Below are 22348 nucleotides of genomic sequence, written 5' to 3'. Positions count from 1 at the left end.
AAGGTTCAGGCCACCAGATTGACGAGACGGTCGGGCACCACGATCACCTTCTTGATCTCGGCGCCTTCCAGCGCACGCTGCACCTTTTCCGACGCCCGCGCCAGCCTTTCCAGCTCCTCCTTGGAGGTGCCCTTGGCGACGGTGACGGTGTCGCGCAGCTTGCCCTTGACCTGAATGGCCACGGTGACCTCATCATCGACCAGCAGCGCCGGATCGACTTCGGGCCAGGCGGCATCGGCAATCAGGCCCTCGCCAATCTTGGCCCAGGCCTCTTCGGCCAGATGCGGCATCATCGGGGCGATCAGCAGCAGCACGGCCTTGATGCCATTGTTGCGGCTGGCGCTGGGCGCCGCCTTTTCCACCGCGCCGGTCAGCTCGTAGATGCGCGCCACGGCCTTGTTGAAGCCCAGCGATTCAATGTCCTGCGCGGCGGCATGGACGGTCTGGTGGATCTTGCGCTCCACCGCCTTGTCCTCGCCCGAGGCGCTGGCGTCATACTGGCCGAACAGTCGCCACAGGCGCTGCACGAAGCGGGCGCAGCCCTCGATGCCGGCCTCGCTCCAGGGCAGATCGCGCTCGGGCGGGCTGTCGGAGAGCATGAACCAGCGGATCGCATCGGCGCCGTAAGTGGCGACGATCTCATCGGGATCGACCACGTTCTTCTTCGACTTCGACATCTTGATGACGCGGCCAATCTCCACCGCGCCGCCATCGGATTTCAGCGTGGCGCCCTCGCCGCTGCGCTCCACCTCGCGGGGGCTGAACCACACGGGCTGGCCATTGGCGGGATCGACGCGGCTGTAGGTCTCATGCGTCACCATGCCCTGCGTGAACAGGCTGGCGAAGGGCTCCTTCACCTCGATCTTGCTGATGCGCGAGAGGGCGCGAGTCCAGAAACGGGCGTAGAGCAGATGCAGGATCGCATGCTCGATACCGCCGATATACTGGCCGACCGGCAACCAGCGGGCGATCTCGGCCGGATCGAAGGGCGCATCGCTCGGCTGGCTGGCGAAGCGCAGGAAGTACCAGCTGGAGTCCACGAAGGTGTCCAGCGTATCGGTCTCGCGCCGCGCCGCATGGCCGCATTGCGGGCAATCGACATGCTTCCAGGTGGCGTGACGCGCCAGCGGATTGCCGGGCGTGGCGAAATCCACATCCTCGGGCAGCACCACGGGCAGCTGCTTCTTGGGCACGGGGACCACGCCGCAGATCTCGCAATGGATGAAGGGGATCGGCGTGCCCCAATAGCGCTGGCGCGAAACGCCCCAGTCGCGCAGGCGCCACACAGTCTTGCCCTCGCCCGAGCCATTGGCCTCGATGCGCGCGATGATCGCCTTCTTGGCTTCGGCCACCGACAGGCCGTTGAGGAAGTCCGAGTTCACCAGAATGCCGTCACCGGCCTCGGCTTCCTTACCGAAGGGCTTGTCGGCCTCCTCGGCCCTGGCGGCGACGACGCGCAGGATCGGCAGGCTGTATTTGGTGGCGAATTCGAAATCGCGCTGGTCATGGCCCGGCACGGCCATCACGGCGCCGGTGCCATATTCCATCAGCACGAAATTGGCGATGAAGACCGGCAGCTCGGCCCCGGTGAAGGGATGGCGCGCGGTGATGCCGGTGTCGAAGCCCAGCTTTTCGGCGGTTTCCAGCTCGGCGGCGGTGGTGCCGCCCTGCTTGCACAGCTCGATGAAGGCGGCGGCTTCGGCATTATGCTCGGCCACGCCCTGCGCCACCGGGTGATCGGCGGCCACGGCGACAAAGCTGGCGCCAAAGATTGTGTCCGGGCGGGTGGTGTAAACATCCAGCCCGGCGCCATTCGAGAGGTGGAAGCTGAACTGCAGGCCCTGCGATTTGCCGATCCAGTTCTCCTGCATCAGCTTCACCTTCTCGGGCCAATGCTCCAGCGAGCCCAGACCTTCGAGCAGTTCATCGGCGAAATCAGTGATCTTCAGGAACCACTGCGACAGCTTGCGCTTCTCGACCATCGCGCCGCTGCGCCAGCCGCGCCCGTCGATCACCTGTTCGTTGGCCAGCACGGTCTGGTCGATCGGGTCCCAGTTGACCGTCGATTCCTTGCGGTAGACCAAACCAGCAGCGTAGAGATCGAGGAACAGCGCCTGCTCCTGCCCGTAATAGTCGGGCTCACAGGTCGCCAGCTCGCGGCTCCAGTCGAGCGCGAAGCCCAGGCGCTTCAACTGCGCCTTCATGTTGGCGATGTTGTCGCGGGTCCAACCGCCGGGGTGGACGCCCTTTTCCATGGCGGCATTCTCGGCGGGCATGCCGAAAGCATCCCAGCCCATGGGGTGCAGCACCTCGAAGCCCTGCATCCGCTTGTAACGGGCCAGCACATCGCCCATCGTGTAGTTGCGCACATGGCCGATATGGATGCGCCCCGAAGGATAGGGAAACATCTCAAGCACATAGCTGCGCGGCTTGGGCGAGCTGTCGTCGGCCTTGAAGGACTGGGCCTCGTCCCACACGCGCTGCCAATGGGTGTCAGCGGTGTTGGCTTCGAAACGCTCGCTCATGGTAACTGCTTCTTCCTTCATGCCGCCCGCCCCTTTCCGCCTCACGCGAAACAGCGACGGGCGGGGAAGAGGCGGTAACCGGCGAAATTACTGCTGAATGGTGCCACGGCGCAGATCGCGCGCCTTGGTCAGGATCACATCTTCCAGCTGCTGCACGGTGGCGGCCTTCACCGGCGCATCCACCCAGGCCCCGCCCTGGTTGACCTGACGGCTGGCGGCCACGCGCAGCGCGTCAGACCGCAGATCCTTGTCCAGAATGGTCACGGTGACCTTCATGCGCTCACCGGGGTTGCTGGGGTTGGAATACCAGTCGGTCACGATCACGCCGCCATTGCTGTCGGTCTGCACCAGCGGCATGAAGCTGAGCACGTCGAGGCTGGCGCGCCACAGGAAGCTGTTGACGCCGATCGTCGTCACATTCGTGGGCGGCAGGGCCAGACGGCCCGGACGGGCACGGTGATGCTTGATATGCAGCGGACCATGGCTGCAACCAGCCAGCGCCAGAACGCCCAGCGCCACAACTGCGGCGCGCAGGCCCGCACGCGACGCGCGACCAGCTTTCTTCACTTCCACCAATCCCGTCGTCATACCAAATCCTTGCAACCGGCCGTAGACCCGCCCGCCATACATGCCGAACGCGCCGACATTTGCGTCATGTCAGCGCGCAGGCGTTCTGGCCTCTATAGCTGCCCCCGCCCCGGCGGCAAGCCCCGGCAGCGGGGGCCGCACCGCCTTCTCGCCTTTCCAGCCGTGAACCTGTGCTGAATATCGGCCCTGTGGACCTTTCCCGGCCATCATGGGTTCAGCTTGGCGATGCCATGATGTGCAGCTATAGCGCAGATCTACGGCATCGCGCGCAGCACGCGCTTTTACGTTCAAGATTCGCCTTTCGTTTTCATGAAAGAAGGTTCGGGCCCCTCGTCCATGGCCACCATGCAGACACGACTCCCCGCAGGCAGCAGGCTGGAGGGCAACAGCTCGTCTCCCGCGCTGGTGATGGGCATCGCCGTCTTCGTGCTGGCGCTGCCCAGCGCCGTGCTGGCCTATTCCAGCAAGCTGGAAGCCGCCCTGCCCGGCCTGGGCATCAACCAGAGCGTGCTGAAACAGAGCGGCGGCGGCTTTGCCCCGGCGCAGACCGACCCGCATCTGACCCGTGCGCTGGCATCGCGTTCCGGCGGCCCGCCGCTGTTCCGTTATACGCCCGCAGGCCTCTCCGCCCGCCCCGACCGCTCGGTGACGGTGGCGGTGCGCGTGGATGAAGCCACCGCCCATGCCATCGTGGTGCGCGGGCCCGCCATCCGCAGCCCGGCCTATTCCGCGCCCACGCCGCCGGTGCTGCATCTGGCCTCCACCGCCTACAATCTGGGTCTGGCGCATGGCTATCAGGGCTTCACCCCGGCCAGCGCCAATTTCACCCTGCCCAAGGATCTGCCCAAGGATATCGCGCGCGATTCCCGGCGCGGCGCCGAGATGCCCGACCTCTCCGCCTATACGCAGGCGGACAATTCGGCGGCGGCCACCGTCTCGCGTCTGGCCCCTCACGTGCAGCTGGACGACAAGGAGCGGGCCGGGCGCGCGCCCCGCACGCTGGAAACGCTTGGCGAGCAGAGCGTGGATGTCGGCGGCAGCTACCGCGTCTCCCGCAATTTCGATGTGACAGCAGGCGTGCGCTACTCGCAGGATCGCGACCGGATAAAAAGCATGTCGCCCGACGGCAAGTCTGACAGCCAGGCCGTCTATGTCGGAACGCAATTCCGGTTTTAAAACAAACCGGATGGGAACACACATCCCCATGCTGCAGGTGCGAAGTTCTTTATTTTGCACTGCAATGTCAAATAGTTGCAATATTCAACAATTTGTTTCCCGGCGTGAATCGGTTATTGATTCACCGCGCCACTGATCTAGGATCACAGATGAGGCGACCCTCTGTCGCCCGCCCGCCCACCTCACTCGCCCTGGGCCGGGACGTCGATCACGCTTCACGCATTGGGAGACTTTATGACCAGAATCGCCATCGTCACGGGCGGCACGCGCGGCATCGGCAAGGCAATCAGCCTCGCGCTCAAGGATCTGGGTTACACGGTCGCAGCCAATTACGCAGGCAATGACGAGAAGGCCAAGGCCTTCACCGACGCCACCGGCATCGCGGCTTACAAATGGGACGTGGGCGATCATGACGCCACGCTGGAAGGCGTGAAGAAGGTGGAGGCCGACCTCGGCCCCGTCGATGTGGTGGTCAACAACGCCGGCATCACCCGCGACGCCGTGCTGCACAAGATGAGCTTCGACGACTGGAACGAGGTGATGCGCATCAACCTCGGCGGTTGCTTCAACATGGCCAAGGCCACCTTCCCCGGCATGCGTGATCGCAAATGGGGCCGCATCGTCAACATCGGCTCGATCAACGGTCAGGCCGGGCAGTACGGTCAGGTCAACTATGCCGCTGCCAAATCGGGCATCCATGGCTTCACCAAGGCCCTAGCGCAGGAAGGCGCCAAGTTCGGCGTCACCGTCAACGCCATCGCGCCGGGCTATATCGACACCGATATGGTTGCCGCCGTGCCTGAGGCCGTGCTGGAAAAGATCGTCGCCAAGATTCCGGTTGGGCGTCTGGGGCAGGCCAAGGAAATCGCGCGCGCCGTGGCGTTCCTCTGCGCCGAGGATGCCGGGTTCGTGACCGGCTCCACCCTGTCGCTCAATGGCGGGCAGCATATGTATTAAGGGGTCAAAAGGGTTAAGTGCGAGGGTCATCACCCTCGCGCTCCCTTTACATGTCTGCGTTGCGCATCGGGTTCGGCCATAGAGCCAGGTCGCTGCGCCGCAGGCATAAACGATAGGAAAGGCGCCGGGGCTTCCTGCCTGCGGCGCCTTTTCGCTGCGCTGGTGGAGAGTTCGCGCACCACGATAGGGCACAACCGCCCTTGCGTCGGAAGACGGCATGGGAGCGCGAGGGGGTAACCCCCTCGCATTTTCCTTAATTTCTGAAAAAATCAGGCCAGCGCGGAAAATGTGGGAGCTTCCGCGCTGGCCCTCCGTCTAAGTCTGCGGCTTCAGGCGTGCGCGGCCAGCCCGGCAAAGGCCAGGGCGGCGGCGCAACCCAGCACGACAGCAGCGCGCAGGCCCTCGATCAGGGCGTCGGCGTTGAGGCGTGAGAGGTTGAAGCTCATGGGATCACCATGGGCCTCGACCTGATAAGAAAGCGTTAAATGCGCGGCATCTGCTGGCTGGAGCAGTGGAAGGAGCCGCCGCCCGCCAGAATCGCATCGGCCATGATGCCCACCGTGTCGCGGCCGGGGAAGAGTTCCGCGATGGCGGCCACGCCGTCCGCGTCATGCGGCGTGCCGTAGATGGGCACCACAACAAGGCGCGAGGTGATGGCGAAGTTCATATAGCTGGCGGGCTCGATGCGGCCATCGCGCTCGACGCGGCCCGGCGAGGGGATGCTCTTCACCACCACGCCGGCGCCTTCCGCGCGGGCGCGGGCATCGGCGTAGATATGGGCGTTGGGGTCATTCTCGCCGGTGGCCTTGGGCAGGGCCAGCACATTGTGGGCCACGAAGCGGGCAAGGTTGTCGACATGGCCGTCGGTGTGATCGTTGATCAGGCCTTCGCCCAGCCACAGCACGCGGTTGAAGCCGAGGTCACGCTGCAGGCGCATTTCAAGGTCTTCGCGCGACAGATGCGGGTTGCGATTGGGGTTGAGCAGGCACTGCTCGGTGGTGACGACCAGACCGGTGCCGTCCGCATCGATGGCGCCGCCTTCAAGGATCCAGTCGGCGGTTTCGATCTCCAGCCCGGCGTCGGCGGCGATTTCGGCGCCGATGGTCTGGTCGCCGTCCATCAGATATTTGCCGCCCCAGCCGTTGAAGCCAAAGCGCTTGGCGATGCGGCCGCCAGCGGAATTGGTCATCACCAGCGGGCCGGTGTCACGCAGCCAGACGTCGCCATAGGTGCGGCGCTCGATCTGCACCTTTTCGCTGCACAGGGCGCGGGCGCGGGCCTCATTGGCCTCGTTGCGGACCAGCAGGCGGACCTGCTGGCCGCTTTCGGCCACCGCGCTGGCGAAGGCCGCCATCTGCACCTGGGCCTGCTCAAGGAAGCCGGGCCATTCATCGCCATCATGCGGGAAGCCGATCCACAGCCAGTCCTGCATGTGCCATTCGGGGGGGAAGCGCCATTGGGTCATGGGCGGGCCCATAGCCGCTGATCGCATCCCATGCCAGACCCTTGCACGTGGAGACAGGGCGGAGCATGAACCGGGCAAAGCGATTGAGAGTGGATGCGTGAATGCCTGAATTTTCCCCTGACTGGACCGGCGCCCTTGAGCGCGCCCAAGCCTTCAGCCCCTTTCTTTCCCGCGCCTTGGACCGCCTGCCCGATATTGCCGCGCTGCTTGAAGCCGGAGATGGCGAAGGCGCTCTGGCGGCGGCGGCACTGGCCGGAGAAGGCGCGCCCGATGTGCCGGCAGCGCTACGGCGGCGGCGGCTGGCGACGGCCCTGGCGTTGGGAATCGGCGATCTGGCCGGAGCGTTCCCGCTGGCCCGGGTGACGGGGGAGCTATCCGCTCTGGCCGACCTGTCGCTGGATGCGGCGATCAACCATGCGATCACCACCCGCGTGCCCGATGCGCGGCCTGCGGGCATGTTCGCGCTGGCGCTGGGCAAGCATGGCGCGAAGGAACTGAACTATTCCTCCGATATCGATCCGATTCTGCTCTTCGATCCCGAGACCCTGCCCCGCCGCCCGCGTGAAGACCCCGGCGAGGCGGCGCAGAATTATGCGCGGCAGATCGTGCGCATCCTCTCGCATATGGATGGCGAGGGTTATGTCTTCCGTGTCGATCTGCGGCTGCGCCCGGCCAGCGAGGTCAGCCCGCTGGCGATCTCCGCCGATGCCGCGCTCAGCCATTATGAGAGCAGCGCGCTGGCGTGGGAGCGCGCCGCCTTTATCCGCGCGCGCTCGGCCTCGGGCGATGTGCCGCTGGGCGAGCAGTTTCTGGCGCAAATCCGCCCCTTCGTCTGGCGCAAGAGCCTCGATTTCGGCGCCATTGCCGAGATCGGCCGCCTCACCCGCCGCATCCGCGCCGAACATGGCAAGGTTTCGATCGTGGGCCCCGGCTTCGATCTGAAGCGCGCGCGCGGCGGCATCCGCGAGGTGGAGTTCTTCGCGCAGGGCCATCAGCTGATTCACGGCGGCCGCAATCCCGCGCTGCGGGAAAGGGGCACGCGCGCGGCGCTGGATGCTCTGGCGGCGGCGGGGATCATCGATTCGGGCGATGCACAAATTCTGGGCGATTCTTATGATCGCCTGCGCACCATCGAGCATCGCCTGCAGATGGTCAGCGATCTGCAGACCCATGCCCTGCCGCGCGATATGGCCGCCATCGATGCCGTGGCAAAGCTGGATGGCCTGCCCGATGGCGCGGCGCTGATCGCGGAACTGCGCGACATCACCGAAACCGTCGGCACCCGCTACGATGCCCTGATCGAGGCGGGCAGCCCGGTTGGCCGAGGCCTCGGCGGTGGCGGCGGCGCGGTGGAGGCCCCCATCGGTCTGGCGCTGGAATCCAGCCTTGCCGCGCTGGGCTTCAGCGATCCGGCAGGCCTCGCCGCGCGGATCGACGGCTGGCGCGGCGGGACGATGCGCGCCCTGCGCTCCGAGGCCGCGCTGGCGGCGCTCGATGCGGTGCAGCCGCGTTTGCTCTCCGCTCTGGCCAAGGCGCCTGAGCCCGACAAGGCCTTTAACCGCTGGGAGCGCCTGATCGCCAGCCTGCCCAGCGCGGTCAATCTCTTCCGCCTGCTGGAGGCGCGGCCCGCCCTGCTCGATGCGCTGGCGCGGATTCTGGCGCTGGCCCCGCCGCTGGCCGAGGAGCTGGCGCGCCGCGCCGATCTGCTCGACACGCTGATCGATGCCAGCGCGCTCAACCTGCCCGGCGGGGTGGACTCGCTGATCGCCGACTTCTCCTCCAGCGAGGCGGGCGACGATTACCAGCGCATCCTCGACCGCGTGCGCCGCAAGGTGGGCGAGCGCCGCTTCGCGCTTGGCGTGCAGCTGATCGAGGGCGCGCATGATCCCTTCGCCATCGCCGCCTCGCTCTCCCATGTAGCGCAGGCCGCGATTCAGGTGCTGGCCGACGCCACCATCGCCGAGTTCGAGGCTGTCCATGGCCGCATCGCCGGGGCCGAACTGGTGATTCTCGGCCTTGGCCGTCTGGGCGGCGAGGCACTGACTCACGCCAGCGATCTCGACATCGTCTATCTCTTCACCGGCGATTATGCCGCCGAAAGCGACGGGCGCCGCCCACTGGGCGCCACGCTCTATTTCAACCGGCTGGCGCAGCGGATCAGCGCGGCGCTCTCCGTGCCCACGGCGGAAGGCGCGCTCTATGAGGTGGACACCCGCCTGCGCCCGCAAGGCACCCAAGGCCCGCTCGCCGTCAGCTTCGAGAGTTTCGCGATCTATCAGCGCGAACAGGCCTGGACCTGGGAGCATATGGCCCTGTGTCGCGCCCGGCCATTGTTCGGATCGGACGAAGCGCGCGCAAGGCTTTCCGGCATCATCCATGGCGTGCTGACCCGCCCGCCCGCGCCGACGCTGACCGCCGATATTCTGGCGATGCGCCAGAAGATGGCCGAGCACAAGCAGCCGCGCGGGCCCGTCGATATGAAGCTGCTGCGCGGCGGTCTGGTCGATGTGGAGTTCCTGATCCACACGCTGCAATTGCGGGAGGGCAAGGCCCTGACGCCGCGCCTTGGCGAGGCGTTGGCCGGGCTGATCGAGGCCGGCCTGCTGCCCCCCGAACTGGCGCAGGCCCATGCCGCCATGGCGCGGCTGCTGGTGGCCTCTCGCCTGATCGCGCCGGATGCCCAGCTCCCCGGCGAGGCCGCCCGCATGGCGCTTGCCACAGCCTGCAACCTGCGCGATTGGCAGGCGTTGACCGAAGCCATGCAACAGGCGCGCAGCGACACCGCCGCCGCCTGGCGCGGCATCTTTGGCGAAACTCTGGAGATCGAACCCCATGACTGATCTGCCCGGCCCCGGCGACGCCTTCCCCGATATCGCCCTGACCGCCCCCGATGGCTCCACCCTGCGTCCCTCGGATTTCGCCGGACGCAAGCTGGTCGTCTTCTTCTACCCCAAGGACGATACCCCCGGCTGCACCACCGAGAACAAGGATTTCTCGGAGCTGGCCGCCCAGTTCGAGGCGGCGGGCGCGGCGCTGCTGGGCGTTTCCAAGGATCCGCCCAAGAAGCATGTGAAGTTCGCCGAAAAGCACGGGCTGACGGCGCCTCTGGCCAGCGATGCGGAAGAGGGCGGCTTGTCCGATGCGCTGGGGATCTGGACCGAGAAGGTGAACTATGGCCGCACCTATATGGGCATGGTTCGCACCACCTATCTGGTAGGGTCTGATGGCCGGATCGAGCAGGTCTGGAACAAGGTGAAGGTCAAAGGCCATGCGGAAGAAGTTTTGAAGGCCGTGCAGGGGAAGTAAGAAGGGAAGATGCGAGGGGGTTACCCCCTCGCGCTCCCTTTACGTCTCCCGACGATGCGGTCGTGGTTCCGCATCGTGGCGTCCAGCCTCTCCACCTGCACCGCCAAAGCGCCGCAGGCAGGCATGATTTGAACGCCGGACTGCGCTGGTGATTGAAAGCCTGCGGCGCGGCAATCCGGGCGCAAGGCCGAACCCGATGCGCAACGTAGACAGTAAAGGGAGCGCGAGGGTGATGACCCTCGCATCTTTCTTTTCCTGTTTCTTCCCTCTACCCGCAAAACCATGACTCAACCCACTCTAGGCGATGCGATCCACGCCGCCCTGTCCACCGCCGACCCGCGCGCCAAATTGATGGCGACGCGCAAGGTGGCGCGCGACTGGCGCCTGGGGCGGCTGGCGTTCGAGTTTCCAAACGCAATGCCGGAACGCCCGGCCCGGCCTGACCAGCCCGAACTGCTGCCCCCGGGCCGCATGCCCAAGCGCCGCAAGGGCGGGTCCGAAAAGGGCCGGATCGCGCTGTGGCACGCCATTGCGCATATCGAATTTGTGGCGATCGATCTGGCTCTGGATATGGCGGGCCGGTTCGGCGCGCAGATGGGCGAGGCCTTCACCTCAGACTTTCTGCGCGTGGCCGCTGACGAAGCGCTGCATTTCGCGATCATCCAGCGCCATCTGGCCAGCATGGGCGCGACCTATGGCGATCTGCCCGCGCATGATGGCCTGTGGGAAGCGGCGGATGCCACGCGGCACGATGTTGCGGCGCGGCTGGCGGTGGTGCCGATGGTGCTTGAAGCGCGTGGGCTGGATGTGACTCCGGCGACGCTGGAGCGCGTGGCGGCCAGCGGCGATTTGACCGGCGCGCGCATCCTTACACGTATTCTTGCGGATGAAATTCGCCATGTGCGCTGTGGGGTGATTCACCTCAAGGCATGGTGCGACGCACAAGGCATGGGGCTCGAATCATGCTGGCAGATGCTGGTTGGGCGCTATTTCCGGGGTTCCGTTAAGCCACCGTTCAACGACTCGGCGCGCGATGCTGCCGGTTTACCGCGCGAAATGTATATGGCGCTTGCGGTTTAGGAATCGGTCACGCTAACCATACAAACGAGTTGGCGGGGGGTTCCGACCAAACTCCAAGAAACAGCGCCGCAGGTGTTCGGCTTGCGGTATGGGTCATTTTTGTCGCGCCAAACGGGATCGGCGTGCCAAAGCAGTTCAAGGTGTGTGACGGGTGATCGCTAAAATGGTTCTCAAGACGATGCGTTCTGGCGCGCTTACCGCCGCCTCCATCGCATCTCTGCTGGCGACGCCCGCCTTGGCCAACAGCGCCAACGCCGATATCGCCGCTCCCCTCCGCACCGCACAGCCCGTCACGGCTCAGGCCGACAAGGGCGACACCGAATTCCGCCAGCTCTTCGCCAGCTGGCGCCAGATGGACCGCAGCGGCCAGACCACCGAATTCGCCCGCCCCGCCGTCGCCACCTCGACCTCGATCCCCGGTTTCGGCAGCAACAACCTTGTCGGCATGAACCACAAGGTTTCGATCCCCTCGCGCATGCCCGTCGACAATCTGCGCATGACCAGCAACTTTGGCCTGCGCTGGCACCCCGTTCTGGGCGGTCGCCGCGCTCACACCGGCGTCGATCTGGCCAACCCCGTCGGCACCCCCGTTCACGCCACGGCTGACGGCGTTGTGGGCCGCGCCGACTGGTTCGGCGGCTATGGCCTGTGCATCGATCTGGAGCATGGCGGCTCGATCGAAACGCGCTATGGCCACCTTTCGCGCCTGAACGTGGTGGCCGGGCAGGCCGTTCACAAGGGCGATATCATTGGTTTCGTGGGCACCACCGGTCGCTCGACCGGCCCCCACCTGCATTACGAAGTGCGCGTCGAAGGTTCTGCCGTGAACCCGATCCCCTTCATGCAGGGCGGCGTGGCCGACATGACCACGCTGGCCTCCGCCGAGAAGATCGCGGACCATGGCGCTCACGACGAAGCTGACGACGAATAAAACGGCCTGAGAAGGGGCAAGAGCCCCCAAGGCAACAGCATCTTGGAGAGGATGCGGCAAAGAGCGGCTGGAAACAGTCGCTCTTTGTTTTTGTGGGGTTCTCAAGAAGGGAAAATGCGAGGGTCATAACCCTCGCGCTCCCTTTAATGTCCTCGGCGCGCTTCGGGTTCGGCCACAGAACTAATGTCGCTGCGCCGCAGGCTTGAAAATCCCCGGCACAGCCCTCCGCAACGATTCCACTGCCTGCGGCGCCTTGTGCAGGTGGAGAAGCTGGGCGCCACCGCTTCGGCGCCCCTACCCTCTCGTCGGAAGACGTTATGGGAGCGCGAGGGGGTAACCCCCTCGCATTTTCTTACTTCCCTTCAACCGTCCTTTTTAACGGAACCCCAAAACCAAAAAGGGGAGCCGAAGCCCCCCCTTTTCCGTATCGATGCTGCAAAGCCGAAAGGGCGATTACAGCCCCAGCAACCGCTTCGCCACAGCGCGGACCTCATCGGCCATATCCGGGCGCTCAAGGGCCAGAGCCAGCGTCGCCTCGACAAAGCCCGTCTTCGAACCGCAGTCGTAGCGCTTGCCGCCGAAGGTCACGGCATGGAAGGCCTGGTTACCGATCAGCTTGGCCATGGCGTCGGTCAGCTGGATCTCGCCGCCCGCGCCCTTTTCCTGCGTGGTGAGGATGTCGATCACCTCGGGCTGCAGGATGTAGCGGCCCGAAACGATCAGGTTCGAGGGCGCCTCTTCCTTCTTGGGCTTCTCGACGAGGCCCTTCACCTCGGTCAGCGCGCCATCGAAGCCTTCGGGCTTGGCGCCCGGGGCGATCACGCCATAGGAGGACACCTCGTCATGCGGCACTTCCAGCACGCTGACGAAGTTGCCGCCGACCTTGTTATAGGCATCGACCATCTGCTTCATGCAGCCCGGCTCGCCGATCATCAGCTCGTCGGGCAGGAAGATGGCGAAGGGATCGTTGCCGATGATGGCGCGCGCGCACCAGATGGCATGGCCCAGGCCCAGCGGCACCTGCTGGCGCACGGTGACGAGGTTGCCCGGCTGAATGCGCGAAGGCTCCAGCGGCGTCAGCGACTTGCCGCGACCGGTCATGGTGGCTTCGAGTTCGAAAGCGGTATCGAAATGCTCGACGATGGCGGTCTTGCCGCGGCCGGTCACGAAGATCAGTTGCTCGATGCCCGCCTCGCGCGCCTCATCGACGGCGTATTGGATCAGCGGGCGATCGATGATCGGCAGCATTTCCTTCGGGATTGCCTTGGTGGCGGGAAGAAAGCGCGTGCCCAGTCCTGCGACCGGAAAAACGGCTTTGCGTACGGGCTTGATCGATGCTTGGCTGGTCATGAAACCCCTGCTGCCACATGAATGTGTATTACGTGTTAAATCGGATGCTGCGATGCAGCGCAAGCATTTCAGCGCGAAGATGTGTCTGGCTTGCGATGGTTGTTGGGCATTTGCGGGCGGCAAGCAAACAAGCTAAAGGGCCGAAATGGACAAGATCATCATTCACGGGCAAAAACGCCTGTCGGGCGCGGTGCCCGTTTCGGGCGCCAAGAATTCGGCTCTGACCCTGCTGCCCTGCGCGCTGCTGACGGACGAACCGCTGACGCTGCGCAATCTGCCGCGTCTGGCGGACATCGATTCGTTCCAGCATCTGCTGAACCAGTTCGGTGTCTCCACCACCATCGCGGGCAGCCGCCCCGAGGATTTCGGGCGGGTGATGACCCTGGCCGCCACGCGCCTGACCGCCACCACCGCGCCCTATGAGCTGGTCCGCAAGATGCGCGCCTCGATTCTGGTGCTGGGCCCGCTGCTGGCCCGCGCCGGTGAGGCGACGGTTTCGCTGCCCGGTGGCTGCGCCATCGGCAACCGCCCCATCGATTTGCACCTGAAAGCGCTGGAAGCCTTTGGCGCGACGATCGAATTGACCGCCGGCTACGTCCGCGCGATCGCCCCCGATGGCGGGTTGCCCGGCGGGCGCTACACCTTCCCCGTGGTCTCCGTGGGCGCCACCGAGAACGCGCTGATGGCCGCCGCGCTGGCCAGCGGCACCTGCATCCTGCACAATGCCGCGCGTGAGCCCGAGATCGTCGACCTCTGCAACCTGCTGGTCGCCATGGGCGCGCAGATCGAGGGCATCGGCAGCTCGGACCTCACCATCCATGGTGTCAGCCGCCTGCATGGCGCAACCTATATGGTGATGCCGGACCGCATCGAGGCCGGCTCCTACGCCTGCGCCGCCGCCATCACCGGCGGTGAGGTGGAGCTGAAGGGCGCCCGCATCGAGGAGATGGAAAGCACCCTTCAGGCCCTGCGCGATGCCGGCGTGCATGTCGAGGGCGTGGCCGGGGGCATCAAGGTCGCCGCCGATGGTCCGCTGCGGCCCGTTACGCTTTCCACCGCGCCCTATCCCGGCTTCGCCACCGATATGCAGGCGCAGCTGATGGCCATGCTCTGCCGCGCCGAAGGCACCAGCGTGCTGACCGAGACCATCTTCGAGAATCGCTACATGCATGTGCCCGAACTGGCCCGCATGGGCGCCAACATCTCGACGCAGGGCCGCACCGCCATCGTGCAGGGCGTGCCCAAGCTGACCGGTGCCCAGGTGATGGCCACCGATCTGCGCGCCTCCATGAGCCTGATCATCGCCGGCCTCGCCGCCGAGGGCGAGACGCAGGTGTCGCGCATCTATCACCTTGATCGCGGTTATGAGCGGTTGGAGGAGAAGCTGGCCCTGCTCGGCGCGGATATCGAGCGGGTTGGCAGCGATTAAGGGATAAAAGGATCAGTGCGAGGGTCATAACCCTCGCGCTCCCTTTCATGTCTGCGTTGCGCCAAGGGTTCGGCCGAAGCGCTGAGGTCGCTGCGCCGCAGGCTTTCAAACGAGATAAAGGCGCCGGGGGCTTCATGCCTGCGGCGCCTTTTCGTTACGCAGGTGGAGAGGCTGGGCGCGCCAATCGTATGCCGCTGCCCTCTCGTCGGAAGACGTTATGGGAGCGCGAGGGGGTAACCCCCTCGCACCTTAATAATCCTCAAACCGTTATCGACGATAATAACGGCAACGCTTCTTGGCCGTCATCGAACGGTCGATGGCGCGGCCACCCAGAGCGCCCGCTGCCGCGCCAACCAGCGGCCCGGCCACACCACCGCCGATCACCTTGCCGCCCACCACGGCGCCAGCCACGCCGCCCGCGACCAGACCGGTGGTGCCGCTCGAATGGCGGCAGACCTTGTAGACGCGCTGGCGGTGCGCTGGGCGCGCATCGGCGTCCGTGGCAAGGACGGGCAGGATCAGCACGGCGGCGGCAAGGGCGGGAACCAGAGACTTCATGGGGTTTCTCCTCCTCAAAAATATCGTGCGGGGCGAATGCTTTGTGAGGCAACGCCTGATGAGGCGCTATGTGCCGTCGATCAACTGAACGGGGTTGAAATCAGGCACGGCGCTATCGCTCATCTTCGCAACGGCGCGTTGCGCCAGCCACAGGCGCACGGCTCCGGCGAGGCCGGGGGGTCGGGGCGCGGCGATGCGTTCGGCATCGATGCGGGCGACCAGAGCGTTGAGGGGCAGGCCCAGATCATGGGCTTCGCGGCGCAGCCATTCCCAGAACAGGGGCTCGAGGCTGATCGAGGTCTTGTGCCCGGCAATCTCGACCGAGCGCTTCACCGGCGGATGATAGGGCGTGGTCATCGCGTTAAATTGTAGCAGGAACCATAGCGACGGAAAGCGACATAATGTTGCTGCCGAAGAGCCGTGGTGCAACAATGGGGAACCGCTGCCTTTTCGTCGGGAGACGTCATGGGAGCGCGAGGGGGTAACCCCCTCGCACCTTCCCTTAAACGCTTTAAATCAGCGAAATATCCGGAGCATCTTCCTGCTTCATGCCCACCAGATTGTATCCGGCGTCGACATGATGGATCTCGCCGGTCACGCCCGAGGCCAGATCCGACAGGAAATACAGCGCCGATCCACCCACATCCTCGATCGTCACATTGCGACGCAGCGGCGAGTTCAGCTCATTCCACTTCATGATGTAGGAGAAATCGCCGATGCCGCGCGCGGCCAGCGTCTGGATCGGCCCGGCGGAAATCGCGTTGACGCGGATGTTCTCCGGCCCGCAATCATTGGCCAGATACTTCACGCTGGTTTCCAGAGCGGCCTTGGCCACGCCCATCACATTGTAGTGGGGCACGACCTTCTCGGCGCCGTAATAGGTCAGCGTCAGGATCGAGCCGCCATTGGGCATCATCTCACGCGCGCGCTTGGTCACGGCGACCAGCGAGTAGGCCGAGATGTTCATCGTCATCAGGAAGTTGTCGAGCGTGGTGTCATAGTAACGCCCGCGCAGCTGGGTCTTGTCCGAGAAGCCGATGGCGTGGACGACGAAATCGATCGTCTCCCAGCGGGCCTTCAGCTCGTCGAAGGCCGTGTCCAGCGCGTCCATGTCGGCCACGTCGCAATCGATCAGGAAATCGCTGCCCAGCTGTTCGGCCAGCGGGCGCACGCGCTTGGCCAGGGCATCGCCCTGGTAGGAGAAGGCCAGATCGGCCCCTTGTTCGTGCAGCTTCTTGGCGATGCCCCATGCCAGCGACTTGTCATTGGCCAGCCCCATGATCAGGCCGCGCTTGCCCTGCATCAATCCGCTCATTCTTAATCTTCCCTGCATTCTATTGGCCGCGCCGGGCGCGGTCGTCTGACTGTCCGATCATGTCGCGCTCTGCCGGCAAGGCCAGCGCCGCGTTCAACTCGGCTCCTGTAACGATCCCTAAGCCGACGAGCCAGAAAAAGAAAAGCGAGATCATCACGCCGGCAAGGCTGCCGTAGGTAAGGTCGTATTTAAGCAACACTCGCAGCAGCACGGGCAGCACGGTGCTGACCACGCCCCACCACAGGGTGACCAGCGCGGCGCCGGGCCATTTGGGATAGGTGCTGCGGCGGTAATGGCCGGGCGCCAGCATGTAGAACAGCAGATACATCGCGCCGAAGAGGATGACGGCGGGCAGCAGACGGGCAATCGGCATCTGCACCAGCCGGAGCCCATGCTGCGCCAGCGGGGTAAGCCGCTCGGTCACGATGGAGGCGCTGGCATCCATCGCCACCTGCAGATAGAGCGAGACCAGCAGCAGCACCACCGCCAGCATCACCAGCCCTCCACCCAACAGGCGATAGCGCCAGAAGGGCTGCGTGGCCTGCATGCCATAGGCGCGGCGCAGAATATCGCGGATGGTCTCGATCAGGCTGGAGACGGTCCACAGCGCCACCAGACCGCCCGCCCACAGCAGCCAGCCCTTGCGCGCCTCGATCACGCCGCTGGCCACCGGCTCCAGCGCCTGACGCACCACATGGGGCAGAGCGGTCATGAAGGCATGGACGGAGGCGGCCCGTTCCCGCTGCTCGCCGATCATCGAGAAGACGGCGGACATGACGATGAAGAAGGGGAACAGCGTCAGCATCGTCATATAGGCAAGATTGCCGGCATGGATGAAGCCGTCATTCCACACGCCGGTCACCACGCGGCGGATCACCTCCATGCCGGTGGGGCCGACGCGACGCTCCACCGATTGCAGGTGATCCGACAGCGAGCGCCCCCCGTTACTGGCCCCGTTACCGCCCCCACCACGAACATCGCTGCCGGTATCGGAGGTGTCGTTGCGCGGGGTCATACCGGTTTTAAAGCCCGAAGCGGGCTCGCGGTTCCTGCGGGTCGGCCCAGCCTTCCAGCCTTGCGGCCAGATCCTGCGCCGCCGGGCTGTCGGCGGCGGGCAGGGCGATGTCCAGTCGCACCAGCTGATCGCCACGCGTGCCATCCTTGCGGGTGAAGCCCTTGCCCTTCAGGCGCAGCACGCGGCCCGAGGAAGAACCGGGCGCCACCGTCAGCACCACCGCGCCCTCCACCGTGGGCACCTTCACCTTGGCGCCCGCGATGGCCTCGGCCAGCGACACAGGCAGGTCGAGCAGCACATTATCGCCATCGCGCTTGAACCAGGGGTGGGGCTGGATGGTGACGGTGATGATGGCGTCGCCATAGCCGCCCGGGCCCTGCTGGCCCTTGCCCGCAAGGCGGATCTGCATCCCTTCTTCCACGCCCTTGGGCAGCTTCACATCGATGGGCTTGCCGTCCGACAGCGTCAGCCGCTGGCTGGTGCCCAGCGCGGCATCGGGCAGCGAAACGGCCAGACGATAGGCCATATTCCCGCCGCGCGGCGCCTGACGCTGCTGCGCCCCGCCGAAACCGGCCCCGCCACCACCGAAACCACCGCGCCCGCCGAACAGCCCATCGAACATGCTGCCCAGATCGACGCCTTCGGCCCCGGCGCCGAAACCACCGAAGCCGCCAAAGTCCTCGGGGCGGAAACCGCCATGGCCGCCGCCACCGCCGCCGCCGAAGCCGCCATAGGCCGGATTGCCGTCGCCATCGATCTCGCCCCGGTCGAAACGGGCGCGCTTGTCCTTGTCGGACAGCAGATCATAGGCGGAGGTGACGTCACTGAACCGCTCCGCGGCGCGCGGATTGTCCTTGTTGGTGTCCGGGTGCAGCTCTTTGGCCAGCTTGCGATAGGCGGACTTGATGTCCTTCTCGCTGGCGTTGCGGGCCACGCCCAGCGTTGCGTAAGGGTCTTTTGCCATAAAGCCCTAGCTAGGAGCGTGAGCGCCAAGCTGCAAGATAGTGCGTTCAGGAATGGGCCTTTCTGCCTTTTCATGCCGGGGCCACCCGTTTAATGCGAGGCTTCAAGGGCGGGGAACCCGCCCTACAGGTGGGCGCCGGGGGCTCCGCCGCAACAGGAAGACACAGCGTGGACGCCAGCCAGCAGCACGAGGAAATCGCGCAGGACAACCCCTTCGCCCTGTTCGACCAGTGGTTCGCCCTGGCCGCGGAGCGCGAACCCGCCGATCCCGAAGCCGTGGCGCTGGCCACCGCCACGCCCGATGGCTTTCCCTCTGTGCGCATGGTGCTGCTGAAGGATCACGGGCCGGACCTGCTGGGGCCGGATGGCGGCTTCGTCTTCTACACCAACACCCACAGCCGCAAGGGCGGCGAGCTGCTGGCCAACCCCAAGGCCGCGATGCTGTTCCACTGGAAGAGCCTGCGCCGCCAGATCCGCATCGAGGGCACCATCACCCAGGTGCCAGACGCCATGGCCGACGCCTATTTCGCCAGCCGCAGCCGCGATTCGCAGCTGGGCGCGCTGGCCAGCGACCAGTCCGCGCCGCTGCCCTCGCGCGCCACCTTCCTTGCCGACATCGCCAAGGTGACCGCGCGCCATCTGATCGGCCCCGTGCCCCGCCCGCCCCACTGGACCGGCTTCTGCCTGGCCCCCACCGCGATCGAATTCTGGATGGACCGCGCCTTCCGCCTCCACGAACGCCGCCGCTTCACCCGTGTGGGAACCGGCTGGACCAGCACGCTGCTCTATCCGTGAGCGGCACGCATGATTCCGCAGCGCTGAACCGCAGCGCCGCGCTGGCCTCGATCACCATGGCCAGCGTGCTGGTGGCGATCAAGGGCTATGGCGCATGGAGCACCGGCTCCGCGGCGATGCTGGGCAGTCTGGCCGATACGGCGCTCGATCTGGTGGCTTCGGTGGCGACGCTGGCCGGCGTCTGGGTGGCCGGGCAACCGGCGGACGACAACCACCGCTTCGGCCATGGCAAGGCCGAGGCGCTTTCCGCCCTGTTTCAGGTGGTGCTGATCGGCGTGTCCGCCGTGGTGCTGGCGATTCATTCGGTGCAGCAGCTGATCGCGGGCGGGCGAACCGGAGAGGCCGGAGAGGGCATCCTCGTTTCGGCGGTGGCGATTGTCGGCACGCTGGCCCTGCTGGCGTGGCAGCGCCATGTGCTGGCCCAAACCCGCTCCATCGCGATTGCCACCGACCATCTGCACTATCAGTCGGACCTGATCCTCAACATCGCGGTGATCGTCGCGCTGGCGCTGGACCAATATGCCGGTTTCACCCGCGCCGATCCGCTGTTCGGCCTCGGCATCGCCCTGTGGCTGGGCTGGGGCGCATGGAAAGCCAGTCAGGAAGCCATCGAGCAGCTGATGGACCACGAATGGCCCGAGGACAAAAAGGCCCGCTTCGTCGAGGTGCTGGCCATGCATCCCGAGCTGCGCGGCGTCCATGATCTGCGCACCCGCACCAGCGGCAATCAGGATTTCGTGCAGTTCCATGTGTGGGTGGATGGCCAGATGACGGTGACTCACGCCCATAAGGTGATGGACGAGATCGAGGCCAAGCTGAAAGCGCATTTCCCCGATGTGGAAATCCTGATTCATCCCGATCCGGAAGGGCATGTGGATGAAGAGGGAGAGATGGCCGAGGATATTTTGAAGGGGATTTGAAGGCAGAAATGCGAGGGGGTTACCCCCTCGCGCTCCCAGAACGTCTTCCGACGAAACGGCAACGGCACCCGATCCTTGCGCTCAGGCTCTCCACCTGCGCCACCGAAAGCGCAGCAGGCTTTAACCTTCATGCCTGCGGCGCAGCAACCTTGCTCTGCCGCCGAACCCGAAGCGCAACGCAGACATGAAAGGGAGCGCGAGGGTTATGACCCTCGCATTCTACCCTTCAGACCTTCTTCAACCCTCAGACCCGACATAAAGCGCCACGATATCCCCCAACCGGGACATCAGGGGCACCCGCTCCTGAGTGGAGGATTTGCCCAGCCGCACCACCGTCAGCTGCTGATCGGGCAAGACGAGAATATACTGCCCCAGATGCCCGATCGCCGCGAACATGCTCTTGGGCGCGCGGCCGGGAAGCAGCTCGCTATGCCCATCCACCTGCGGGCGGTTCAGCCAGATCTGCGCGCCATAGCCCGGATTGCGCGGCGAAGGCGTGGTCATGAAGCTCACCCAGTCGCTGGGCACGATGCGGGCGCCCTGCACGGTGCCGCCCAGACGCAGGAACTCGCCGAACTTGGCCCAGTCGCGCGCGGTGGCGTGGATCATGCTGCCGCCCTCCAGCGTGCCCGCCGCGTCGTACTCGGCCACCGCCGAGCGCATGCCCAAAGGCTCGAACAGGCGGGTGTGGAGGTAATCGGCCATGGTCTCGCGGCGGATGCGCGGATCGCGGCTGTCGGTCAGGGCGCGGGTGGCGATGTCGGAGAGGATGATCGCCGTCGCGGTGGAATAGACCCATGTGCTGCCGGGCTCATGCTCCAGCGGCTGGGCCTCGGCATAGGCGGCCATATCGTCGCGCCCATCGGTGAAGAGCATGCGGACGGTGTCGGTATCGCGCACCGGATCGCCCGATTCGCGATGGCGCAGGCCGGAACGCATCTGCAGCAGCTGGCGCAAGGTGATCTCGCCGCGCGGGTCGCCGGGGCGTTGCCATGCGGGCACGGGAATCGCCTCATCCAGCCGCAGCCGCCCATCGGCCACCAGCAGGCCGACCAGCACGCCCGTCACGCTTTTCGACATCGACCAGCCGATCAGCCGGGTGTCCGGACCATAGCCGGGGGCATAGCGCTCCGCCACGATGCGGCCCTTGTACATCACCAGCAACGCGCGGGTTTCGCCCAGATCGCGCTCGGTGAACAAGGCGTCCACGGCGCGGGCCAGCGGCTCGCGCGGGGCGCCGGGGTGATCGTTCACCGCCGCAAGCGCTTCGGGCGGCAAGGGGGGCTGGCCCTGTGAATGGCATGCCATCAGGGCTGGCAGCAGCGCCAGCGGCGCGATAAGGGACATCCAAGATCGAGGGCGCATCACCATGGGCCCCACCCCATGCGCAAGGCCAGAGCCAATGGCAACCATAAAGCCCAGACATATCACCCCGATGGCCCAGATCGCCCGTATCCTGCGCCGCCTGAGCCAATGGCGCCCCGATGTCACGAAGCTGTGGCGCGGCTGGACGGGGCGAATCATCGGCCTGCTTCTGGTGATCGGTCTGGCGGTGCTGGCTTGGTTCTGGCCCTCCGTTCACGGCAATGCGGTGGCGGGGGCATCGGTGGGGGCGCGGGTGGCCTGCGCGTGCCACTTTATCGAGGGGCGTCCGCTGAACCAGTGCCGCGACGATTTCGAGTCGGGCATGGGGATGGTCACCATCTCCAGCGACGAAACGGCCAAAAGCGTGACGGCGCGGGTGTTGGTGCTGTCGCGCCAGACGGCGACGTTGAAGCCGGGGGCCGGGTGCGTTTTGGAGCCTTGGGCGAATTAAGCAGGCAAAAGACAATGCGAGGGGGTTACCCCCTCGCGCTCCCATAACGTCTTCCGACGCCAGGGCGGTGGTGCCGTATCGCGTCGCCCAGACTGGCCACCTGCTCAACTCAAGGCGCCGCAGGCTTTAAAACTTCTGCCTGCGGCGCGGCAAACCGGG

The 22348-nt window shown here is 65.6% G+C and carries 20 protein-coding genes; 10 read left to right on the top strand and 10 right to left on the bottom strand.

Translation table 11 applies throughout. The features are described from left to right. Positions 1–5 precede the first annotated feature (5 nt). Both leuS and SR3_RS19105 read right to left on the bottom strand, forming a co-directional pair. Complete coding sequence (gene leuS, locus SR3_RS19110; RefSeq protein WP_068089890.1) at positions 6–2525, bottom strand: leucine--tRNA ligase; 2520 nt, start codon at positions 2523–2525, stop codon at positions 6–8. Between the two features lie 87 nt (positions 2526–2612). Then, the gene (locus SR3_RS19105; protein ID WP_084455720.1) at positions 2613–3113 is read right to left on the bottom strand and encodes a DUF3576 domain-containing protein; all 501 of its coding nucleotides are present in this window, start codon (positions 3111–3113) and stop codon (positions 2613–2615) included. 309 nt (positions 3114–3422) lie between these two features. On the opposite strand from SR3_RS19105, the gene SR3_RS19100 reads away from it, so the two are divergent. Then, entirely contained in the window at positions 3423–4289 is an 867-nt protein-coding gene (locus tag SR3_RS19100; protein ID WP_245653993.1) for a hypothetical protein, read from the top strand. 234 nt (positions 4290–4523) lie between these two features. Beyond that, positions 4524–5246: an acetoacetyl-CoA reductase gene (phbB, locus tag SR3_RS19095; RefSeq protein WP_068089888.1), complete on the top strand. Its 723-nt coding sequence runs from the start codon at positions 4524–4526 to the stop codon at positions 5244–5246. 481 nt (positions 5247–5727) lie between these two features. On the opposite strand, the gene SR3_RS19090 is transcribed toward phbB, so the two are convergent. Beyond that, entirely contained in the window at positions 5728–6711 is a 984-nt protein-coding gene (locus tag SR3_RS19090; protein ID WP_084455721.1) for an agmatine deiminase family protein, read from the bottom strand. 101 nt (positions 6712–6812) lie between these two features. Here SR3_RS19090 and glnE point away from each other — a divergent pair, with 101 nt between their 5' ends. The 4 genes from glnE to SR3_RS19070 all read left to right on the top strand — a co-directional run bounded on the left by glnE (position 6813) and on the right by SR3_RS19070 (position 12028). Then, positions 6813–9551 carry a bifunctional [glutamate--ammonia ligase]-adenylyl-L-tyrosine phosphorylase/[glutamate--ammonia-ligase] adenylyltransferase gene (gene glnE, locus SR3_RS19085; protein WP_068089886.1) on the top strand — a complete coding sequence of 913 codons (2739 nt, stop codon included), beginning with the start codon at positions 6813–6815 and terminating at the stop codon, positions 9549–9551. Further along, complete coding sequence (locus tag SR3_RS19080) at positions 9544–10017, top strand: peroxiredoxin (RefSeq protein ID WP_068089885.1); 474 nt, start codon at positions 9544–9546, stop codon at positions 10015–10017. Before glnE ends, SR3_RS19080 begins: the two co-directional genes overlap by 8 nt. A gap of 282 nt (positions 10018–10299) precedes the next feature. Continuing rightward, entirely contained in the window at positions 10300–11097 is a 798-nt protein-coding gene (locus SR3_RS19075; protein WP_068089884.1) for a ferritin-like domain-containing protein, read from the top strand. A gap of 163 nt (positions 11098–11260) precedes the next feature. Beyond that, positions 11261–12028, top strand: a complete 768-nt coding sequence (locus SR3_RS19070) for a M23 family metallopeptidase (RefSeq protein ID WP_174549167.1) — start codon at positions 11261–11263, stop codon at positions 12026–12028. Between the two features lie 453 nt (positions 12029–12481). On the opposite strand, the gene galU is transcribed toward SR3_RS19070, so the two are convergent. Continuing rightward, on the bottom strand, positions 12482–13378 hold the full coding sequence (galU, locus tag SR3_RS19065) for a UTP--glucose-1-phosphate uridylyltransferase GalU (protein ID WP_068089882.1): 897 nt from the start codon (positions 13376–13378) through the stop codon (positions 12482–12484). Positions 13379–13523: 145 nt separating this feature from the next. Between galU and murA the strand changes: the two genes are divergently transcribed. Continuing rightward, positions 13524–14807, top strand: a complete 1284-nt coding sequence (gene murA, locus SR3_RS19060; protein ID WP_068089880.1) for a UDP-N-acetylglucosamine 1-carboxyvinyltransferase — start codon at positions 13524–13526, stop codon at positions 14805–14807. 267 nt (positions 14808–15074) lie between these two features. On the opposite strand, the gene SR3_RS19055 is transcribed toward murA, so the two are convergent. The 5 genes from SR3_RS19055 to SR3_RS19035 all read right to left on the bottom strand — a co-directional run bounded on the left by SR3_RS19055 (position 15075) and on the right by SR3_RS19035 (position 18659). Further along, on the bottom strand, positions 15075–15365 hold the full coding sequence (locus tag SR3_RS19055) for a glycine zipper domain-containing protein (RefSeq protein ID WP_068089878.1): 291 nt from the start codon (positions 15363–15365) through the stop codon (positions 15075–15077). Between the two features lie 66 nt (positions 15366–15431). Then, complete coding sequence (locus SR3_RS19050; RefSeq protein ID WP_068089874.1) at positions 15432–15722, bottom strand: ribbon-helix-helix domain-containing protein; 291 nt, start codon at positions 15720–15722, stop codon at positions 15432–15434. A gap of 154 nt (positions 15723–15876) precedes the next feature. After that, positions 15877–16680, bottom strand: a complete 804-nt coding sequence (gene fabI, locus SR3_RS19045) for an enoyl-ACP reductase FabI (RefSeq protein ID WP_068089873.1) — start codon at positions 16678–16680, stop codon at positions 15877–15879. 19 nt (positions 16681–16699) lie between these two features. Next, positions 16700–17695 (bottom strand): YihY/virulence factor BrkB family protein, encoded by a 996-nt coding sequence (locus SR3_RS19040; RefSeq protein ID WP_245653992.1) that lies wholly within the window; start codon positions 17693–17695, stop codon positions 16700–16702. Positions 17696–17702: 7 nt separating this feature from the next. Beyond that, positions 17703–18659, bottom strand: a complete 957-nt coding sequence (locus tag SR3_RS19035) for a DnaJ C-terminal domain-containing protein (RefSeq protein WP_068089870.1) — start codon at positions 18657–18659, stop codon at positions 17703–17705. Positions 18660–18826: 167 nt separating this feature from the next. Here SR3_RS19035 and pdxH point away from each other — a divergent pair, with 167 nt between their 5' ends. Together pdxH and SR3_RS19025 are read left to right on the top strand one after the other, a co-directional pair. Continuing rightward, positions 18827–19453, top strand: coding sequence for a pyridoxamine 5'-phosphate oxidase (gene pdxH / locus SR3_RS19030; RefSeq protein ID WP_068089869.1), 627 nt, complete (start codon positions 18827–18829; stop codon positions 19451–19453). Beyond that, a complete protein-coding gene (locus tag SR3_RS19025) occupies positions 19450–20373 on the top strand; it encodes a cation diffusion facilitator family transporter (RefSeq protein WP_068089867.1) in 924 nt (307 codons plus the stop codon). Before pdxH ends, SR3_RS19025 begins: the two co-directional genes overlap by 4 nt. A 237-nt stretch (positions 20374–20610) precedes the next feature. Here SR3_RS19025 and SR3_RS19020 read toward each other — a convergent pair whose 3' ends face one another. After that, a complete protein-coding gene (locus SR3_RS19020; protein WP_245653991.1) occupies positions 20611–21720 on the bottom strand; it encodes a serine hydrolase domain-containing protein in 1110 nt (369 codons plus the stop codon). 55 nt (positions 21721–21775) lie between these two features. Here SR3_RS19020 and SR3_RS19015 point away from each other — a divergent pair, with 55 nt between their 5' ends. Further along, positions 21776–22189, top strand: a complete 414-nt coding sequence (locus SR3_RS19015) for a hypothetical protein (RefSeq protein WP_157098967.1) — start codon at positions 21776–21778, stop codon at positions 22187–22189. The last annotated feature ends 159 nt before the right edge of the window (positions 22190–22348 follow it).

It is taken from the genome of Novosphingobium rosa NBRC 15208 (assembly GCF_001598555.1).
In the GTDB taxonomy this organism is placed as follows: Bacteria; Pseudomonadota; Alphaproteobacteria; order Sphingomonadales; family Sphingomonadaceae; genus Novosphingobium; species Novosphingobium rosa.
The sequence above is the reverse complement of the archived record's forward strand: the minus strand, read 5'-3'. Positions and strand labels throughout refer to the sequence as shown.